Genomic DNA, 17,415 nt, shown 5'->3' on the forward strand with positions numbered 1-17,415 from the left:
AGACCCTGCGCGTTGCGCGGGGTTTTTCGTTTATAAAGTCAAAATCATGAAATTCGTTGACGAAGCCTATATTGACATCTCCGCTGGAGATGGTGGGGCGGGCTGCGTCTCGTTTCGGCATGAGAAGTACAAAGAATTTGGCGGTCCGAATGGTGGCGATGGTGGTCGCGGTGGACATGTGTTTGCTGTGGCGGACCCCAACCTCAACACCCTGGTGGACTATCGCTTTTCACGACGACATGACGCCAAGCGTGGCGAACATGGCATGGGCTCCGACATGTTCGGGGCGGCCGGTGACGACATCACTCTGAAAATGCCGGTGGGCACCATTATCTCTGATGCGGAAACCGGTGAAGTGTTGTTTGAACTGCTGAAACCCGGTGAGGTGATCACGATTGCCAAAGGTGGTGACGGTGGTTTTGGCAATATGCGTTTCAAGAGCGCCATCAACCGTGCACCCCGGCAGAAGACACCGGGTTGGCCGGGTGAGAAGCGCAATCTCAAGCTCGAACTCAAGGTGCTGGCCGATGTGGGCCTGCTGGGTATGCCCAATGCTGGCAAATCCACCCTGATTTCTGCCATTTCCAATGCCCGTCCGCGTATTGCTGACTATCCGTTCACTACCTTGCACCCCAATTTGGGTGTTGTGCGCGTAGGACCGGAGCAGAGCTTTGTGGTGGCTGATCTGCCGGGTTTGATTGAAGGTGCCTCTGAAGGTGCTGGCTTGGGTCATCTGTTCTTGCGTCATTTGCAGCGCACGCGCCTGTTGCTGCACGTGGTTGACATGGCCCCGTTTGATGAGGGCGTGGATACCGTGGCGCAGGCCAAGGCGATTGTGAATGAGCTCAAAAAATACGATCCGGCGCTGTATGCCAAGCCGCGCTGGCTGGTACTGAACAAGCTGGATATGGTGCCTCTCGAAGAGCGGGCTGCGCTGGTCAAGGATTTTGTCAAGCGCCTCAAGTTCAAGGGCCCGGTGTTCGAGATTTCTGCGCTGACCCGTGAAGGTTGCGAATCCCTGATTAAGACCATTTACAAGCACGTTCAGGCACAGCAAAAGGCGGAGCAGACGCCCGAAGTGATCGATCCGCGCTTTGCAGTCGATCCTGAATAAAAATTAGCTACTCATTTAATAGCGCTCATCGTTTGAATGACGAGGGCCACAGCTCCAAATGACCCTAGAAAATGCTTCACTCGTGCTGCGTGATGCCAAACGCATCGTCGTCAAAGTGGGCTCCAGCCTGGTAACCAATGAGGGTCGAGGTCTGGATGAGGGCGCAATTGGCGAATGGTGTCGTCAAATGTCCTTGCTGGTGCGTGGCGGCCGTGAGGTGATCATGGTTTCCAGCGGAGCCATCGCCGAAGGCATGAAGCGTCTGGGCTGGACCAGCCGGCCACATGAAATCCACGAACTGCAGGCGGCAGCTGCAGTAGGGCAAATGGGGCTGGCACATATGTACGAGACCAAGCTGCGTGAGAATGGCTTGGGCAGTGCGCAGGTCTTGCTGACCCATGCGGATCTGGCTGACCGTGAGCGTTACCTCAACGCGCGCTCCACTCTGTTGACGCTGCTTAAATTGGGTGTCGTCCCCGTGATCAACGAGAACGACACGGTGGTCAACGACGAAATCAAGTTTGGTGACAACGACACCCTGGGGGCCTTGGTGGCCAACCTGGTGGAGGCTGATGCGCTGGTCATCCTGACCGACCAGAAAGGGCTGTACACGGCCGACCCGCGCAAGGACCCGGCGGCGCAGTTTGTTCATGAGGCCAAAGCGGGTGACCCGGCGCTGGAAGCGATGGCGGGTGGCGCTGGCTCAAGTTTGGGCCGCGGCGGCATGATTACCAAGATATTGGCCGCCAAGCGGGCCGCAGGCTCTGGCGCTTCCACCGTGATCGCCTGGGGTCGCGAACCCGAGGTGCTGGTGCGATTGGCCCGGGGCGAGGCCATTGGCACCTTGCTGGTGGCTCAAACCCAGAAGACACAGGCGCGCAAACAGTGGATTGCTGATCACCTTCAACTGCGTGGGTCGGTGATCGTGGATGCCGGTGCGGTTCACAAACTGCGCGAAGAGGGCAAAAGCCTGCTGCCCATCGGTATGACCGCGGTTGACGGCGATTTTTCTCGCGGCGATGTGATTGCAGTTCGCGATCTGCAGGGTACCGAGATTGCCCGCGGCCTTGCAAACTACGCCAGTGCAGAAGCGCGGCTGATATGCCGCAAGCCCTCCAGCGACTACGAGAAGCTGTTGGGATATGCCGCCGAACCTGAAATGGTGCATCGGGATAATATGGTCCTGACGCGTTAGCGCGATCCTGGCCTGCGTCTTACGGGCAGCTAAGTCCCGGTTTATGGACCTCGCTGCGGGTTCTTCAAGATGTTGAGGATGGCGGGCACTGAACTCGTCGGTGTTCGATCCGTGCAAACGCCCTGACTCGCAAGCGCCAGTGCGTGTTTGGATGGATGATTCGCGCCCAGACTACGCCATTCAGGCTGCTTGATCGACAACCATTTCCCGTCGGCTGTGTAGCGAGCGTAAGTTTTGACCTCCCCGGTAGCGCAACGAATTCCTTCGTACATGGCCGTGTTGATTGAGCCAGAGGTATTGACCACAACCACAACATAGCGTGTGATGCCATCGTGGGTGATGGCCAAGGTTGCCGGATCAACGCCGAAGCGCAGTGACACATACTTCGGCATCTCAATGGGCACGAGCTTGTCCTTATTGAAAACCGGAGGCGGGGGCACCTCGGTTTCTTTCCAGTCAGGGTCCTCCACCAACTGGGCCGATGCGCTCAGCGTCACCAGCGTCAAGCCAAGCCAGAGAAGTTTTTCAAGGTTCATGGAGATTCGTGTTCGCTGGCATGCCAGGGTATAGACCAGATTGTGGATTGGGCTCAAACGAGCCTCCGGGCGGCAATTCAAATGGGGCGACTGGCATGACATCATGCGCAGGGTCCTGCTCATGGGGTCGCATACCCTGACGCAGAAACCGGTTTCTGTGTTCGTTACGCGGCAAATACCGCGCAAGCTCCGTCAGCGCCATTTCATAGACGCCGCGTTTGAAATCGACGACGGCATCCAGCGGCACCCAGTAGTCGTTCCAGCGCCAGGCGTCAAACTCAGGGTGGTCGGTGGCGCGCAGGTTCAGATCCCAGTCGTGGCCTACCAGTTGGAGCAAGAACCAGATTTGTTTCTGGCCTTTGTAATGGCCGCGCGCATCGCGGCGGATGTATCTGTCTGGCACCTCGTAACGCAACCAGTCTCGGGTGCGGGCGACAATTCGAATATGCTCGCGATGGAGCCCCACTTCCTCATGCAGTTCACGAACCATGGCCTGCTCCGGGGTTTCGCCCCGATCAATGCCACCCTGCGGAAACTGCCAGGAATGTGTACGAATTCGCTTGCCCCAGAACACCTGATTTTTCTGGTTGAGCAGCACGATGCCGACGTTGGGCCTAAAGCCGTCCCGGTCAAGCATAATCAAACCCCAATTTTTAAACTTCGTCCATTATGCACAGCAAGCGCTGCGCATCAAGGGGCGTAGCCCTCAGTTTTTCCCAGAGTCCTGCCATGAAAGCCTCCCAATTCTTCATTTCCACCCTCAAAGAGGCACCCGCCGATGCCGAGGTGGTCAGTCATAAGCTGATGACGCGCGCCGGCATGATCAAAAAGCTCGGCGCCGGTATCTACAGCCTGATGCCCATGGGCTTGCGGGTGGTGCGCAAAGTCGAAGCCATCGTGCGCGAAGAAATGAACCGTGCCGGGGCCGTGGAATTGAGCATGCCGGTGGTGCAACCGGCTGAGCTTTGGGAGGAAACAGGCCGTTTTGCCAAGATGGGCCCCGAGATGATGCGTATCAAGGATCGCCATGGCCGGGATTTTGTGATCCAGCCAACCAGCGAAGAAGTGGTGACTGACATCGCGCGTCAGGAAATCAAAAGTTACAAGCAACTGCCCAAAAACTTTTACCAAATCCAGAGCAAGTTCCGTGACGAGCGCCGTCCGCGCTTTGGCCTGATGCGGGGGCGCGAATTCATCATGAAGGACGCTTACAGCTTTGACCGCGACCAAGCCTCCGCCAAAGCCAGTTATCAGGTGATGGCGCAGGCGTACCGTCGAATCTTTGACCGGTTTGGTTTGACCTACCGGGCCGTGGCGGCCGACAGCGGTGCCATTGGGGGTGATTTGAGTGAAGAGTTCCAGGTGATTGCTGCGACGGGTGAAGACGCCATCGTGTACTGCCCCGGCAGCGACTATGCGGCCAACATGGAGAAAGCCGAGGCGCTGGCACCCACCGGCCCACGTCTCGCCGCAACGCAAGCCATGACCAAAACCGCGACGCCCGGCAAGAGTACCTGCGGCGACGTGGCTGAGTTGTTAAACCGGGCTTTGAACACCACCGTCAAATCTCTCGTATTGGCAACGGACAGCCTCAACGCCCAAGGGGAAATCGTCAAGACCCAGGTTTGGCTGCTGCTGTTGCGCGGCGACCATGACATGAATGAAGTCAAGGTCAACAAAGTGCCGGGTCTGGATGTGGGTTTCCGCTTTGCCACCGTGCCTGAAATTGAAGATCACTTTGGCTGCAAACCCGGTTACCTGGGCCCGGTCGGCCTGAAAAAGCCAGTGCAAATGGTGGTTGACCGCGATGTGGCGCTGATGAACGACTGGATTTGCGGTGCCAACGAGCCCGATTTCCACCTCACTGGTGTCAACTGGGGCCGTGATCTGCCGGAACCCGCCCTGGTGGCCGACTTGCGTAACGTGGTGGCCGGTGACGCGTCGCCCGATGGCCAAGGTGTGCTGGCGATCGAGCGTGGCATTGAGGTGGGTCACGTGTTTTACCTGGGCGTCAAATACAGCCAGGCCATGAACGCCACCTTCCTGGACGTGAACGGCAAGCCTCAGTTCATGGAGATGGGGTGCTATGGCATTGGTATCACCCGTCTTCCCGCTGCGGCGATCGAGCAAAACCATGACGAGCGCGGCATCATTTGGCCGGATGCGCTGGCGCCCTTTACCGTGGTGCTGTGCCCGATCAGCCCGGACCGCTTTCCCGACGTCAAGGCCGCCGCCGACAAGCTGTACGGCGAGTTGCTGGCTGCTGGGGTAGATGTGATCCTGGATGATCGCAACGAGCGTCCGGGCGCCATGTTTGCCGACTGGGAGCTGATTGGGGTGCCGCACCGCGTCACCATTGGTGACCGGGCTCTGAAAGCCGGCGAAGTGGAATACCAGCATCGTCGCGATACGGCGGCAGCGGCTGTGAATGTGAACGAGATTGTGGCTCTGATTCAATCCAGGCTGAAGGTGTGACTTTGCCCATGGCGGGTGGCCTTGTTTCCCGGCGAACCAGTGTCGTCTCCCTGATTGCAGGGCTTGGGCTGCTGTCGGTTCATGAGCAGGCCGATGCGGGTCGCCAGATGGAGGAGCCGTTGGTGGACTCGGTGCGCACCGCGCTGAGTTCCGCCATTGCCAACACCGCGCCGCCGGTGCCTGAATTTTCCGATACTGAGTCGCGCCTGCACTACCTTCGCTGGCTGGGCAGCATGAGTGATCGCCTGAAGCGCAAAAAATCGGACTGGAACGTGCGCAAGGAATTTTTGCAAACTATCTGGTACGAAAGTCGTCGTGCCGGTCTGGACCCGTCCCTCGTGCTGGGACTGGTGCAGGTGGAAAGCAATTTCCGTAAATTTGCCGTCTCCAGCGTGGGGGCACGCGGCTACATGCAGGTCATGCCCTTCTGGACCCGCGTATTGGGTGATGGCGATGCAGGCAAGCTGTTTCACATGCAGACCAACCTGCGCTTTGGCTGCGTGATCCTGCGCCACTATCTGGACCGTGAAAAAGGCGACTTGTTTCTGGCGCTCGGTCGTTACAACGGCTCCCGTGGCAAGGCGCCTTATCCCAACGCTGTACTGGGTGCCAAGCGGCTCTGGGAATTCACTGCAAAAAGCCCATCTGCCCCTTCTTGAGGCCGGCCTTGGGCAGATCGACCACCTCGATGGTATCGCGTTGGCCTAACCGGGCGTTGCCAAAGCCGGTCATCAATGCGCGCCGCATTTCCCGTGGCGCCAATTCACACAGTTGATCGAGGACATCATCCTGCGGCTCGGGCGCAAAATGCTCGCCCCAGCCATGCTCGCTGCGAATGCTCTGGTACAAGCTGCGGGCAATCTGGCGCGCTGCCTCCAGGGAGGGGGGCTCAACCGAGAACACATTCATGCGGTTCAGGATCGGATCGGGAATGGCTCGCTCGTCATTGGCGGTGGTGATCCAGATCACCTGGCTGGCGTCAATGGCGACTTCGGCGAACTCGTCAGTGAAGCTTTGCGCCGTGTCGTGCTCCAGCAGGCTGTAGAGCGCGCCCAGTGGGTCGTATTGCGCGTCGGCACTGGCCTTGTCGATCTCGTCCACCACGATCACAGGGTTGGCGTATTCGCCGTCGATCAAGGCCTCAAACACCTTGCCGGGCTTGGCACCTTTCCATTGCGAGGACGAGCCCGACAGCAGCCAGCCTGCGGTCATGGAGCTCATGGGTACCAGATTCATGCCCGTGCCCAGCAATTCGGCGAGTTTTTTGGCGAAATGGGTTTTGCCAATACCGGGCGGGCCAAGCAGCAGGATCGGGGTGACCTCCAGCCCGTCGCGGCTGTCTTGCGCCAGCGCCACATGGCGTTTCACATCATCCAGCACTTCGGTGAAATTGGGCAAAGCCTGGTACAGGCTCGCCATGTCGGGAACGCCCGAGGGCTTGACCTGAAAGCGTTGTGGCCCGCGTTCCAGCATGCGCTGGTAGGTGGCCCGCAGGCTGTCGTGTTCGTGATCCTGCAGCTTGGCCAATTTGCGCTCAACTTCGTCAGGCATGAACACACGGCGCATTTGCGCGACCGGCAGGTGAAACGGTGTAGATAGCGGAACAAGACTGCGAGATTCCATCACGTCCTCCTGTTGAACAACCACAGTGCTATTCAAACACAGCCAGCGTCGTTGCGTAACGAAATAAAAGCGCGATTTAGTGAGATTGTTTGACAGGCTAAAAAAAAGCCACCTTTCGGTGGCTTGGAACGATGTGCGTCAAGATCACGCCTGCTTGGCCAAAGCCTGTTGCAGTTCGCCGTTCTCATACATCTCCATCATGATGTCAGAGCCGCCAATGAACTCACCCTTGACATAAAGTTGGGGGATGGTGGGCCAGTTGCTGTAGTCCTTGATGCCGGCGCGAATGGCGTCGTCTTCCAGCACGTTGACGGTTTTCACGACCTTGGGGTCCACGCCACAAGCCTTCAATACCTGGATGGCACGACCTGAAAAACCGCACTGGGGAAAACTGGCCGTGCCCTTCATGAACAGGACCACTTCATTGGTTTTTACCAGCTCGTCGATGCGCTTTTGTGTATCACTCATGTCAATAATCCTCGGAAATAGATGGCGCAATTATTTCACCTTCGCCCGGGTCACGCTGCAGGTAACCCTGCGCCCAGAAGGGCTTGTGCTGGATTGCTATATAAAAAATAGCTATCTTTGTATGTTCGACGAGGGTTAAAGGCCGATTTGTTGCAAAAATGACGAGAAATTGCTGATTGGCATGCAGTTTCCGCTCGGCGGGCCAATCGGCGAAAATGGCATGTTGATAATTAACACCCCCAACTCCCCCCAAGCTATGAACATCGTCAAAGACACCGCCGTCACCCTGCGCTACAAAGTGGCAGATGCCACAGGAAAAATTCTGGAAGAAAGCCGTGAACCCATGGTTTACCTGCACGGCGGCTACGGCAATACTTTTCCCAAAATTGAAGAAGCCCTGGAAGGCAAAGCCACGGGTTATCAGACCACGCTGCAGTTGGAGCCGCAAGACGCCTTTGGCGTGCGCGATGAAAGCCTGGTGCAAACCATTCCCAAAACCCAGTTCCCTCCAGGCGTCAAGGTCGGTGGCCAATTGCAGGGCCAGGGCGAAGACGGCCACACCCATGTGTTCACCGTCATGAAGATCAAGGGCGACACCGTCATGCTTGATGGCAATCACCCGATGGCTGGTAAAGCCTTGCGCTTCAGCCTGACCGTGACAGACGTGCGCGCTGCTTCAGAGGAAGAAATTGCGCATGGCCACGTGCATGGCGAGCACGGCCACCACCATTGATGGCAGGTGCTTAGACCTTCTTGAGGAAGCAGGCCTTCAGCATGAAGCTGCCTGCATCCATCTTGCAGTCCACCTCGTGGTCGCCGCCCACCAGGCGGATGCTCTTGACCTTGGTACCCATCTTGAGGGTGATGGATGATCCCTTCACCTTCAGGTCCTTGATTAGCACTACTGCATCGCCATCGGCCAGTACCTGGCCATTGGCATCCTTCACCACCGCATCGCCGTCGTCATCCGCAGTGGCCGCCGCCAGTTGGGGCCACTCGTGGCCGCAGTCGGCACACACATAGTTGTCGCCATCAGGGTAGGTGTTCTCTTGAGCGCATTGGGGACAGGCGGGTGTGGTCGTTGGCATGTTTTTTTGCAAATAGCGTTGGGGGAGTGCGTATTGTCGGGCACCCATGCAAGTGTGATCCTGATGCGGCTGGTGGTGGCCGGGTTTGGGACACTGGCACCCCCTCGTACTGTCAAATGCCTTCGATATCGCAGTTTGTAAAGAACTATTGTGTCGAAAATTTTTACACATAAGTTGATGGTTATCTGTAACTATTTGTATACAAACACATTTTTATTCTGGCGCGATTTTTGCTTTATGTTGTCATGCTTAAAAATGGAGTTATATGATGTTTGCTTTTAAAACGGCTGGCGCAGCACTGGTAGGTTCGTTTCTGGTGGGCGCCCTGCAAACTGCAACCGCCGCCGTGGTCATTACTTTGCCCACGGGGGCGGTAGATGGTCTACCTCCGCAAACATACGATCAGACAACAGTGTTTTCAGCCAGCCTGCTCGAACAGCAGCGTGCTGCCGGATTGATGCCGGGTAATCCAACGACGACCTTCACTCCCGCGATGGGTAGTGGTACAGCCGGTTTGCTGGTTTACTCTGGTAACAATGTGCAAACAACCAACACTAATTTTGGTTTCGTCAAGTCAATTGACGCCATTAAAACTGACGTGGATGAAACTTGGGGTGGGGGTACGGTAGGTGGTATCCGTAGCTATCTCAATTCACTGACAGCCAATGCCAACAGCCTCCAGCCACTTTTTGTTTTCGATCACAACGAAAATCAACAAGGCCCCGATTTGCGAATCAGTGCCAAGTTGACTGTTGGAAGCAGGTCGTTTTCATTTGACAGCGTTGGGGATGGCAGCTACGTGATCTCAGATTTCGTTCTGTCCTGCGGAAATGTGAAGCTTGGAACGGGCGCCAGTCAGCCTGGTGATCCCTTAGCATCGTCACCCTGCAATATTCCTGTGCCTACGGCATCCGGGACTACTTATCGGTGGGACGCCAACGGCCAAGGTAAGCCAGACTATTACGGCATTTTCCAAACTCTGGATATCTGGTCTTCTGCATACAGCGCCAGTGACGTTTTCAAAGTTGAAATCCACATGCGAGACAACAATGAAGGTGGTTTCGAAGAGTTGGCTATTGGCGGATACAACCTGTTCAGTCCAACCAATAACGTACCTGAACCCGGTAGCCTGGCTTTGCTGGGTTTGAGTTTGGGCGCCTTGGCATTGGTTAGCCGGCGACGGACAAAAACCCCCGACTAGGTCTTGCCAATTTCGATCTATATGAGGTCGAAAAGAGGTTCCTGAGTGCAATATTCAGGAACCTCTTTTTCTTTGGTCGCGTGCAATGCCCATGGCTGCATGTTTTTCATGAAGACTACGGCTCAAAATCCTCCATAGTCTGACCGATCAGGCTTTCGAAACCCGTCCTCCGCTGCACCGCTCAATCCCACTCAAATCACGCCGCGACTGCACGTCTGCGAAGCCAGCGGTCAGCAGTAGACCGCGAACGGCTTCGGCTTGGTCGTAGCCATGCTCCAGCAGCAGCCAGCCACCGGGCAACAGATGCGCCGGGGCCTGCGCGATGATGTGGCGGATATCGTCCAGGCCGTCGGGGCCGCTGGCCAAAGCTTGTAAGGGCTCGTGGGTGAGGGCGTCCAGATGCTGGTCTAGCGCGGCGATGTAGGGCGGGTTGGAGACGATGGCGAGGAAGCGACCCGGCGTGTTGTCGAGCCAGGAGCCCTGTGCCCACTGCACATCCAGGTGCAGACGCTGGGCATTGGCGCTTGCAACGGCCAGCGCATCGCAGCTGTAGTCCACGGCGTTCACTTGCAGATCAGGCCGGGTGTGCTTGAGCGCCAGGGCGATAGCACCGCTGCCGGTGCCCAGGTCGATGACCGATGCCTGGAGAATGTCGCCGAGAACTTCCAGCGCCCAGTCCACCAGGGTTTCGGTGTCCGGGCGGGGCACCAGCACGCGGGCGTCTACGGCCAGGTCCAGGCCGAAAAATTCTTTATGGCCGCTCAGATAAGCCAAGGGCTCGCCGGTGGCGCGGCGTCGCACAAGTGCCAGAAAATCGGTTTCGCATGTTGCTGGCAGCACGTCGGCGTCGTGCGCCAGCAGCCAGGCGCGCTGGGTCTCGGTCTTGCCCAGGGCGTGCAGCAGCAGCAACTGCGCGTCCAGCCGGTCCAGACCAAGGGCCAGGGCGGCGCTGAGGGCTTGGGCGACGGTCATCACCTTAAGCGCCTGCACCCACTTCCAGCGCCGCCAGTTGCTGTGCGGCTTCATAGGCCTGCAGCGCTTGCACCACGTCGTCCAGATCGCCTTCCATGATGCCCAGCAGCTTGTACAGCGTGAGGTTGATACGGTGGTCGGTCAGGCGACCCTGTGGGAAGTTGTAGGTGCGAATGCGGTCACTGCGATCGCCACTGCCAACCAGACTCTTACGCTCGGCGGCGTCCTTGGCGGCGCGCTCGCTGCGGTCTTTTTCGTGGATACGGGCGGTCAGCACTTTCAGGGCTTGGGCCTTGTTGCTGTGCTGGCTGCGGCCGTCCTGGCATTCCGCCACGATGCCGGTGGGGATGTGCGTGATACGCACCGCCGAGTCGGTCTTGTTGATGTGCTGGCCACCGGCGCCGCTGGCGCGGTAGGTGTCGATGCGCAGATCCGAGGGGTTGATCTTGATGGCTTCGGCCTCGTCCTGCTCGGCCAGCACCGCTACCGTACAAGCGCTGGTGTGGATGCGACCTTGTGTCTCGGTGGCGGGCACGCGCTGCACGCGGTGGCCGCCCGACTCGAACTTGAGCGCGCCGTACACATTGTCGCCTTCCATGCGGATGACGACCTCCTTGTAGCCACCCAGTTCGCTGGGCGATTCGCTGACGATCTCGGTCTTCCAGCCACAGCGGTCGCCGTAGCGGGTGTACATGCGCAGCAGGTCGCCGGCAAACAGGGCCGATTCGTCACCACCGGTGCCGGCGCGAATCTCCACAAAGGCGGGGCGGGCGTCGTCGGGGTCTTTGGGCAGCAGCATGCGCTGCAGTTCGCCTTCGAGCTGGGCGATCTCGGCGGTGGCGTTGTCGATTTCTTCCTGTGCCATCTCGGCCATGTCCGCATCGCCAGAGGCGCCGGAAAGCATCTCTTGGCCCGCGGCCAGGTCGGCTTCGCGCTGCTGGTAGCGCGTCCAGCGGCTGGCCACGGCGGCCACGTCGGTGTGCTCGCGCGACAGCACCAGGAACTGCTTCATGTCTTTCATGATGTCTTCGCGCGAGAGCAAAAATTCAAGCTCTCCCAGACGGTCGACGTAGCGGGCAAGTTGTTGGCGCAAAAAAGGTTTCATGAAGCTACGAGAGAGAAAGTATGGAAAGAAAGAGAGATTCCGTTGCCACAACGTACCAAGGCATTTGCACTTCTTTCCTTAAAAGACTTGGCCAAATATGGCAGTTGGCTCCCTCTTCCACCCGGTGGGGTGGGAGAGGGGGAGACCCAGAGAAAAGTAATTAACCCAGCTAACGCTCTTTGCGCAAAAAGAAATGCTGGATAGCAGTGCTGGCGCGTTCGCGGGCCGTGGCGTCTCCCGCATGCAATTCGGCCATGGCGCCATGCAGCATTTTCTGGGTCAGTCCTTTGGACAGGGCTTCCAGCACGGCGTCCACATCCTCGCCCTTGGCCAGCAGCTTGCGGGCCCGGACGATTTCGCCGGCACGCCATTCATCGGCCTGGGCGTTGAGTTGCTGAATCAGGGGTACCGAGCCGCGCTGGTCCACCCAATGCATGAAGCTTTGCACACCGGCGTCCACAATGGCCTCGGCCTGGGCCACAGCAGCCTGCCGACTGGCTTGCGCGGTTTGCACCACACCGGCAAGATCGTCCACCGTGTAGAGGTAGATGTCTTCCAGCGCCTTGACCTCGGGTTCAATGTCGCGCGGCACGGCCAGGTCCACCATGAACATGGGGCGGCGCTTGCGGCGTTTCAGGGCGCGTTCGACCGCACCCAGGCCAATGATGGGCAAGGTGCTGGCGGTGCAGCTGATAACGGCATCAAACTCGTGCAAACGGTCCGGCAGGTCGGCCAGGCGCATGACTTCACCGCCAAAGCGGGTGGCGAGTTTTTCGCCGCGCTCCAGTGTGCGGTTGGCAATGGCCAGTTGTTTGGGGTTCTTGGCTGCAAAGTGGGTGGCGCACAGCTCAATCATTTCGCCAGCCCCCACGAACAGGACTCTGACGTCGCTCAGGTCTTCAAACAATTGCCCGGCCAGTCGCACGGCGGCGGCGGCCATGCTGATGGAGTGGGCGCCAATCTCGGTCGAGGTGCGCACCTCTTTGGCCACAGCAAACGAGCGCTGGAACAACTGGCTGAGCGTGGTGCCCAAGGCACCCGCAGCTTCGGCGGCGCGCACTGCATCTTTCAGCTGACCCAGGATTTGCGGCTCGCCCAGCACCATGGAGTCCAGCCCGCTGGCCACCCGAAAGGCGTGACGTGCGGCATGGCCGTTTTCCAGCGTGTAGGAGTGGGAGCGCAGCAGGGCTGGGGAGACACCACCTGAATGCGCCAGCCAGTCCAGCGTGTGTTCCAGCTCGGGCTTGTCACCAGCGCAGTAGATTTCGGTACGGTTGCAGGTGGAGATGAGGGCCGCCTCGGGCTGGCGTGAAAGTGACTCGCGCAACCCCCGCAAGGTGGGCTCAATCTGGTCCATGGCGAACGCAAACCGGCCACGCAGATCGAGCGGCGCGGTCGTGTGATTGATGCCTAAAGCCCAGACTGCCATGCGCTGATTATAAAATCAGCGCGAGCCCATCAACCCCGGACATTGCGCCATTGCTACAGATATCACCCGCCATGGGCCCGATTGACCTGCTGATTCACCTGTTGAACTTCCTCGCCCCTGCATTGTTTGTAGCGGTGCTGGTGGCGCTGTGTGCCCCAATTCTTATGAAAAATAGGCCTGTAGCCCTTGCCGCATGGACGCAGATAGCTATTAATTTTATAGTGAGCGCGGTGACTCTTGTGCTTGGCCTGTGGTTTTTTGGCCGTGACGGCAAGATGACGACCTACGCAGGCATGACACTGCTGTGTGCCACCAGCCAGTGGCTCATGCTGCGCGGCTGGCGGGCCTGACCACCCGCCAGCCGCCCCGGATTTACTTGTCCGCCTTGAAATTCGTGAAGGTGCGAGTCTGCACCCGGCGAATATCCTGCGGCAGGGCGTCCGGTGCAATCATGGTCTTGGTGGCAGCCGCATCCAGGAAGATGGATTTGTTTGCGGCCACTTCCTTTTTCACAAACTTGAGGGATGCGGCGTTCGGGTTGGCATAAAACACCTTGTTGGTGAGCGCTGCATGCACTTCGGGCCGCAGGATGTAGTTGATGAACAAATGGGCGTTGGCCACGTTGGGCGCATCCTTGGGGATCGCCATGGTGTCAAAGAACAGCGTGGCGCCGGTTTTGGGTACCAAGGCTTCAATCACCACCGGCGGCTTGGCCTTGGCCTCCAAAGCACGATTGCGGGCGATGTTGATATCACCGGAAAAACCCATGACCAGGCAGGTGGCACCACTGGCCATCTCCTCGATGTACCCGGATGACGAAAAGCGCGTGACATAGGGGCGAATGCTTTTGAGCAGCCTGGCGGCTTCGGCATAGTCGGCCGCATCGCGGCTGTAGGCGGGTTTGCCAACGTACAACAGGGCTGCGGGCAGTACCTCGGAGGCGGAGTCCAGCACGCTCACGCCACAGCTTTTGAGTTTGCTGACGTATTGGGGGTCAAACAACAGACTCCATGCGTTCTCGGGCATGGGCAGGGTGCCCAGCGCCGCCTTGACCTTGTTGACGTTGATGCCCACCGTGACATAGCCCCACATCCAGTCCACCAGGTAGGCGTTGCCTGGGTCGACCTTGGCCAGTTGTTCCAGCAGGCCTTTGTCCAGATTGCCCCAGTTGGTGAGCTTGCTGCGGTCCAGCTTTTGCAGCAGCCCGCCTTCGATCTGGTTTTTGGCAAAGTGAGAGCCGGGCACCACGATGTCGTAGCCGGTTTTGCCCGCCACCAGCTTGGCGTGCAGGGTCTCGTTGTTGTCGTAGGTGTCGTAGCGAACCTTGATGCCGGTTTCTTTTTCGAAATTCTTGATTGTGTCTTCGGCGATGTAGTCGGACCAGTTGTAAATGTTCAGTACCTTGGGGTCTGCTGCATGTGCAGATCCTATGCACAGCAGGGCGCTGGCGGCCAGTGCCATGCCAACTCGTTTCAAGTTCGTTGCCATATGAGTCGGTTTTCTTGGAAGAGGGAGATTGGGACGAAAATCATAGCAAAGGCCAGACATCGTCAGGCCGGCGAAAAAAGGTCCACCCGGTCGGTGATGATGCCGTCCGTACCCAGCTGGATCAGGCGTTCGGCCGCCCACTCGTCGTTCACGGTGTAGCTGAGCATTCGAAAGCCCGCCCTTCTGGCCTGTGTGACGCTGGATGTGTCCCACAAGGCATGGTTGCAGACAATGGCCACGCATTCCAGCGACAGGGCAGTCTCCAGCCAGCCTTTCCACAAGGTGTCCAGCAACAGGCCGCGTGGCAGCCGGACTTGGGCATCGCGGGCTGCCTCCAATGCTTCCGGGTTGAAGGATGTCAGCAGTGGCGGCACGGCGGCACCTTGCCAGAACCGTGCGGCATGGTTTGCCACTACGTCGCCGGTCTGGCGTTCCTGACCCGGCGTGGGTTTGATTTCGATGTTCAGGAAAAAACCGTTTTGCAGGCAATAGCGCGCAATGTTCTCCAGGCTGGGCAGAGGCTCGCCCGCAAAGCTGCGGGAGTGCCAGCTGCCGGCATCGAGTTGCGACAGGGCGCTCCAGGGATGGTCGCCGCCCATAGGGCTGGCGGCGGCACCCAGCAGTCGGGGGCCGTTGGTGGTGCGCTGCAGTGTGGCGTCGTGCATCAGGAAAGGGATGCCGTCGGCACTGAGCTTGACGTCGCATTCGAACATGCGGTAGCCATGGCTGGCGCCCAGACGCAAGGCGGCCAGCGTGTTCTCAGGGGCCAGCTTGCCGGCGCCCCGGTGCGCTATCCAGCGCGGGTAAGGCCAGTTGTCGGCGTCGACCGGCAGCATCAGGGGGCTTCCCTGCGCTTGCCGGTGCCGGCGTCAAACCAGTGCATCTTGTCCCTACGCGGCGTGACGTGGATCGTGCTGCCCAAGGCAGGCACTGCATGTGACTCTTCGGTGCGGATGATCACCATCTCGTCGCCGCTGCCGTGCACCCATCGGCCGTAGATCAGACGCTCGGCACCCAGCATTTCCACGGCTTCCACCCGCAGTGCCCAGCCGGCGGCAGTGATGTCCAAATGCTCGGGGCGCACGCCGGCGATGGTGCCTGCCTTGGCGTCCGGTGCGTTCTTCAAAAGATTCATGGGCGGCGAGCCCATGAAGCTGGCGACAAAAGTGGTGGCAGGTTGGGTATAGACCTCTTCGGGCGTGCCGAACTGTTCCACCACACCGGCGTTCATGACCAGCATGCGCTGGGCCAATGTCATGGCTTCCACCTGGTCGTGCGTGACGAACAGCGCGGTAATACCCAGCTCGCGATGCAGCTTCTGAATCTCCAGTCGGGTCTGCGCGCGAAGCTTGGCGTCAAGGTTGCTCAGGGGCTCGTCAAACAGAAACACCTGCGGCTGGCGCACGATGGCGCGACCCATGGCCACCCGCTGGCGCTGCCCGCCGGAAAGCTCTCGTGGCTTGCGCTGCAAAAAAGGTCCGATTTCCAGAATCCGGGCGGCCTTGTTGACCCGGGCTTTGATTTCCTCCAGGGGCACCTTGGCAATCTTGAGCCCATAGGCCATGTTCTCGAACACGCTCATGTGCGGGTACAAGGCGTAGTTCTGGAACACCATGGCGATATCGCGCTCGGAGGGTTCCAGGTCATTGACAACCCGATTGCCAATGGAGATCTCACCGCCGCTGATTTCTTCCAGCCCCGCCACCATGCGCAACAAAGTGGATTTGCCGCAGCCTGAAGGGCCCACGATCACGATGAACTCGCCGTCCAGAATGTCGGCGTTCACGCCATGGATGACCTGGTTGGCGGACTTGCCCGAACCATAGCGCTTGAGGACGTTTTTAAGAGTGATTGAAGCCATTATTTTTCTGTGTCCACCAGGCCTTTAACGAACCATTTTTGCATCAGGATCACGACCGCGGCCGGGGGCAGCATGGCCAGCAGGGCGGTGGCCATGACCACGTTCCATTCGTTTTGAGAATCGCCGCCAGCCACCATCATCTTGATGCCGACAACCACCGGGTACATGTCTTCCGATGTGGTGGCCAGCAGCGGCCACAGGTACTGGTTCCAGCCGTAGATGAACTGGATTACAAACAGCGCAGCAATCGAGGTTTTGGACAGGGGCAGCAGGATGTCCTTGAAAAAGCGCATCGGCCCTGCGCCGTCCATGCGTGCAGCCTCAACCAGTTCGTCTGGCACGGTCATGAAAAACTGGCGAAACAGGAAGGTGGCGGTAGCCGAAGCGATCAGCGGAATGGTCAAGCCCGCATAGGAGTTGAGCATGCCCAAATCCGATACCACCTTGTAGGTGGGGCCAATGCGCACCTCCACCGGCAGCATCAGGGTGACAAAAATCGCCCAGAAAAAGAAGCCTTTGAAGGGGAAACGGAAATACACAATGGCGAAAGCCGACAGGAGCGAAATGGCGATCTTGCCAAATGTGATCACCAGCGCCGTGACCAGACTGACCCACATCATGTGCGCAACAGGGGCGGTGGAACCCGATCCACTGCCGCCGCCCAGCAATGCCTTGGTATACGTTTCCCATAGATGGCTGCCAGGCAGCAGCGGCATCGGGGCCTGCACAATTTCCTGTGCGGTGTGCGTGGAGGCAACAAAGGCCAGGTACAACGGAAAGGCGACGATGATGACGCCAATGATCATCACGGCATGGGCCAGAAAGGTCAAAAAGGGACTGCGTTCAACCATGGCTTGGGT

19 protein-coding genes are annotated in these 17,415 nt (G+C 58.6%); 7 read left to right on the plus strand and 12 right to left on the minus strand.

All coding sequences use genetic code 11. The features are described from left to right. The first annotated feature begins 46 nt into the window (after positions 1-46). Complete coding sequence (cgtA, locus tag IV109_RS05615; protein WP_296693510.1) at positions 47-1,114, plus strand: Obg family GTPase CgtA; 1,068 nt, start codon at positions 47-49, stop codon at positions 1,112-1,114. Positions 1,115-1,172: 58 nt separating this feature from the next. Next, complete coding sequence (gene proB / locus IV109_RS05620; RefSeq protein WP_296693514.1) at positions 1,173-2,309, plus strand: glutamate 5-kinase; 1,137 nt, start codon at positions 1,173-1,175, stop codon at positions 2,307-2,309. A 41-nt stretch (positions 2,310-2,350) separates the two neighbouring features. On the opposite strand, the gene IV109_RS05625 is transcribed toward proB, so the two are convergent. Then, positions 2,351-2,845 (minus strand): CNP1-like family protein, encoded by a 495-nt coding sequence (locus IV109_RS05625; RefSeq protein WP_296693518.1) that lies wholly within the window; start codon positions 2,843-2,845, stop codon positions 2,351-2,353. Continuing rightward, complete coding sequence (locus IV109_RS05630) at positions 2,835-3,482, minus strand: RNA pyrophosphohydrolase (RefSeq protein WP_296694286.1); 648 nt, start codon at positions 3,480-3,482, stop codon at positions 2,835-2,837. The genes IV109_RS05625 and IV109_RS05630 overlap by 11 nt, the downstream gene beginning before the upstream one ends. Positions 3,483-3,574: 92 nt before the next feature. Between IV109_RS05630 and IV109_RS05635 the strand changes: the two genes are divergently transcribed. Then, entirely contained in the window at positions 3,575-5,320 is a 1,746-nt protein-coding gene (locus IV109_RS05635; RefSeq protein ID WP_296693521.1) for a proline--tRNA ligase, read from the plus strand. 8 nt (positions 5,321-5,328) lie between these two features. Continuing rightward, the gene (locus tag IV109_RS05640; protein WP_296694288.1) at positions 5,329-5,979 is read left to right on the plus strand and encodes a lytic transglycosylase domain-containing protein; all 651 of its coding nucleotides are present in this window, start codon (positions 5,329-5,331) and stop codon (positions 5,977-5,979) included. Here IV109_RS05640 and IV109_RS05645 read toward each other — a convergent pair. Further along, positions 5,948-6,943: an AAA family ATPase gene (locus IV109_RS05645; protein ID WP_296693524.1), complete on the minus strand. Its 996-nt coding sequence runs from the start codon at positions 6,941-6,943 to the stop codon at positions 5,948-5,950. The two genes, IV109_RS05640 and IV109_RS05645, sit on opposite strands and share 32 nt — an antisense overlap. Before the next feature lie 144 nt (positions 6,944-7,087). Further along, positions 7,088-7,411: a Grx4 family monothiol glutaredoxin gene (grxD, locus tag IV109_RS05650; protein ID WP_296693527.1), complete on the minus strand. Its 324-nt coding sequence runs from the start codon at positions 7,409-7,411 to the stop codon at positions 7,088-7,090. 256 nt (positions 7,412-7,667) lie between these two features. Here grxD and IV109_RS05655 point away from each other — a divergent pair, with 256 nt between their 5' ends. Then, positions 7,668-8,144, plus strand: coding sequence for a peptidylprolyl isomerase (locus IV109_RS05655; protein WP_296693530.1), 477 nt, complete (start codon positions 7,668-7,670; stop codon positions 8,142-8,144). Between the two features lie 10 nt (positions 8,145-8,154). On the opposite strand, the gene IV109_RS05660 is transcribed toward IV109_RS05655, so the two are convergent. Further along, complete coding sequence (locus IV109_RS05660; protein WP_296693534.1) at positions 8,155-8,499, minus strand: zinc ribbon domain-containing protein YjdM; 345 nt, start codon at positions 8,497-8,499, stop codon at positions 8,155-8,157. A 268-nt stretch (positions 8,500-8,767) separates the two neighbouring features. Here IV109_RS05660 and IV109_RS05665 point away from each other — a divergent pair, with 268 nt between their 5' ends. Beyond that, positions 8,768-9,700: a PEP-CTERM sorting domain-containing protein gene (locus IV109_RS05665; RefSeq protein WP_296693536.1), complete on the plus strand. Its 933-nt coding sequence runs from the start codon at positions 8,768-8,770 to the stop codon at positions 9,698-9,700. 147 nt (positions 9,701-9,847) lie between these two features. On the opposite strand, the gene prmC is transcribed toward IV109_RS05665, so the two are convergent. The 3 genes from prmC to hemA form a co-directional block, all read right to left on the minus strand. Beyond that, a complete protein-coding gene (gene prmC, locus IV109_RS05670) occupies positions 9,848-10,726 on the minus strand; it encodes a peptide chain release factor N(5)-glutamine methyltransferase (RefSeq protein ID WP_296693538.1) in 879 nt (292 codons plus the stop codon). Continuing rightward, entirely contained in the window at positions 10,677-11,777 is a 1,101-nt protein-coding gene (gene prfA, locus IV109_RS05675) for a peptide chain release factor 1 (protein WP_296693541.1), read from the minus strand. The genes prmC and prfA overlap by 50 nt, the downstream gene beginning before the upstream one ends. Positions 11,778-11,946: 169 nt before the next feature. Then, positions 11,947-13,206 (minus strand): glutamyl-tRNA reductase, encoded by a 1,260-nt coding sequence (gene hemA / locus IV109_RS05680; protein WP_296693546.1) that lies wholly within the window; start codon positions 13,204-13,206, stop codon positions 11,947-11,949. A gap of 71 nt (positions 13,207-13,277) precedes the next feature. Here hemA and IV109_RS05685 point away from each other — a divergent pair, with 71 nt between their 5' ends. Then, positions 13,278-13,556 (plus strand): hypothetical protein, encoded by a 279-nt coding sequence (locus tag IV109_RS05685; RefSeq protein ID WP_296693550.1) that lies wholly within the window; start codon positions 13,278-13,280, stop codon positions 13,554-13,556. 22 nt (positions 13,557-13,578) lie between these two features. Here the strand turns inward: IV109_RS05685 and IV109_RS05690 are convergent, their stop codons facing one another. The 4 genes from IV109_RS05690 to ugpE all read right to left on the minus strand — a co-directional run bounded on the left by IV109_RS05690 (position 13,579) and on the right by ugpE (position 17,406). Then, positions 13,579-14,667: a polyamine ABC transporter substrate-binding protein gene (locus tag IV109_RS05690; RefSeq protein ID WP_296694289.1), complete on the minus strand. Its 1,089-nt coding sequence runs from the start codon at positions 14,665-14,667 to the stop codon at positions 13,579-13,581. Positions 14,668-14,756: 89 nt separating this feature from the next. After that, entirely contained in the window at positions 14,757-15,530 is a 774-nt protein-coding gene (gene ugpQ / locus IV109_RS05695; RefSeq protein ID WP_296693553.1) for a glycerophosphodiester phosphodiesterase, read from the minus strand. Next, a complete protein-coding gene (gene ugpC / locus IV109_RS05700; protein WP_296693556.1) occupies positions 15,530-16,555 on the minus strand; it encodes a sn-glycerol-3-phosphate ABC transporter ATP-binding protein UgpC in 1,026 nt (341 codons plus the stop codon). The genes ugpQ and ugpC overlap by 1 nt, the downstream gene beginning before the upstream one ends. Beyond that, positions 16,555-17,406, minus strand: coding sequence for a sn-glycerol-3-phosphate ABC transporter permease UgpE (gene ugpE, locus IV109_RS05705; RefSeq protein WP_296693558.1), 852 nt, complete (start codon positions 17,404-17,406; stop codon positions 16,555-16,557). Before ugpE ends, ugpC begins: the two co-directional genes overlap by 1 nt. Positions 17,407-17,415: the final 9 nt, after the last annotated feature.

It is taken from the genome of Rhodoferax sp. (assembly GCF_018780565.1).
Classification (GTDB): Bacteria; Pseudomonadota; Gammaproteobacteria; order Burkholderiales; family Burkholderiaceae_C; genus Rhodoferax.

What these genes read in the sequence shown, in the direction of transcription:
- ugpQ (WP_296693553.1), bottom strand. Translation starts at nt 15,530, where the DNA reads ATGCTGCCGGTCGACGCCGACAACTGGCCTTACCCGCGCTGGATAGCG.
- ugpE (WP_296693558.1), bottom strand. Translation starts at nt 17,406, where the DNA reads ATGGTTGAACGCAGTCCCTTTTTGACCTTTCTGGCCCATGCCGTGATG.
- IV109_RS05655 (WP_296693530.1), top strand. Translation starts at nt 7,668, where the DNA reads ATGAACATCGTCAAAGACACCGCCGTCACCCTGCGCTACAAAGTGGCA.
- IV109_RS05685 (WP_296693550.1), top strand. Translation starts at nt 13,278, where the DNA reads ATGGGCCCGATTGACCTGCTGATTCACCTGTTGAACTTCCTCGCCCCT.
- grxD (WP_296693527.1), bottom strand. Translation starts at nt 7,411, where the DNA reads ATGAGTGATACACAAAAGCGCATCGACGAGCTGGTAAAAACCAATGAA.
- IV109_RS05630 (WP_296694286.1), bottom strand. Translation starts at nt 3,482, where the DNA reads ATGCTTGACCGGGACGGCTTTAGGCCCAACGTCGGCATCGTGCTGCTC.
- proB (WP_296693514.1), top strand. Translation starts at nt 1,173, where the DNA reads ATGACCCTAGAAAATGCTTCACTCGTGCTGCGTGATGCCAAACGCATC.
- IV109_RS05645 (WP_296693524.1), bottom strand. Translation starts at nt 6,943, where the DNA reads ATGGAATCTCGCAGTCTTGTTCCGCTATCTACACCGTTTCACCTGCCG.
- IV109_RS05635 (WP_296693521.1), top strand. Translation starts at nt 3,575, where the DNA reads ATGAAAGCCTCCCAATTCTTCATTTCCACCCTCAAAGAGGCACCCGCC.
- hemA (WP_296693546.1), bottom strand. Translation starts at nt 13,206, where the DNA reads ATGGCAGTCTGGGCTTTAGGCATCAATCACACGACCGCGCCGCTCGAT.
- IV109_RS05625 (WP_296693518.1), bottom strand. Translation starts at nt 2,845, where the DNA reads ATGAACCTTGAAAAACTTCTCTGGCTTGGCTTGACGCTGGTGACGCTG.
- cgtA (WP_296693510.1), top strand. Translation starts at nt 47, where the DNA reads ATGAAATTCGTTGACGAAGCCTATATTGACATCTCCGCTGGAGATGGT.
- IV109_RS05690 (WP_296694289.1), bottom strand. Translation starts at nt 14,667, where the DNA reads ATGGCACTGGCCGCCAGCGCCCTGCTGTGCATAGGATCTGCACATGCA.
- prmC (WP_296693538.1), bottom strand. Translation starts at nt 10,726, where the DNA reads ATGAAGCCGCACAGCAACTGGCGGCGCTGGAAGTGGGTGCAGGCGCTT.
- ugpC (WP_296693556.1), bottom strand. Translation starts at nt 16,555, where the DNA reads ATGGCTTCAATCACTCTTAAAAACGTCCTCAAGCGCTATGGTTCGGGC.
- IV109_RS05660 (WP_296693534.1), bottom strand. Translation starts at nt 8,499, where the DNA reads ATGCCAACGACCACACCCGCCTGTCCCCAATGCGCTCAAGAGAACACC.
- IV109_RS05640 (WP_296694288.1), top strand. Translation starts at nt 5,329, where the DNA reads ATGGCGGGTGGCCTTGTTTCCCGGCGAACCAGTGTCGTCTCCCTGATT.
- IV109_RS05665 (WP_296693536.1), top strand. Translation starts at nt 8,768, where the DNA reads ATGTTTGCTTTTAAAACGGCTGGCGCAGCACTGGTAGGTTCGTTTCTG.
- prfA (WP_296693541.1), bottom strand. Translation starts at nt 11,777, where the DNA reads ATGAAACCTTTTTTGCGCCAACAACTTGCCCGCTACGTCGACCGTCTG.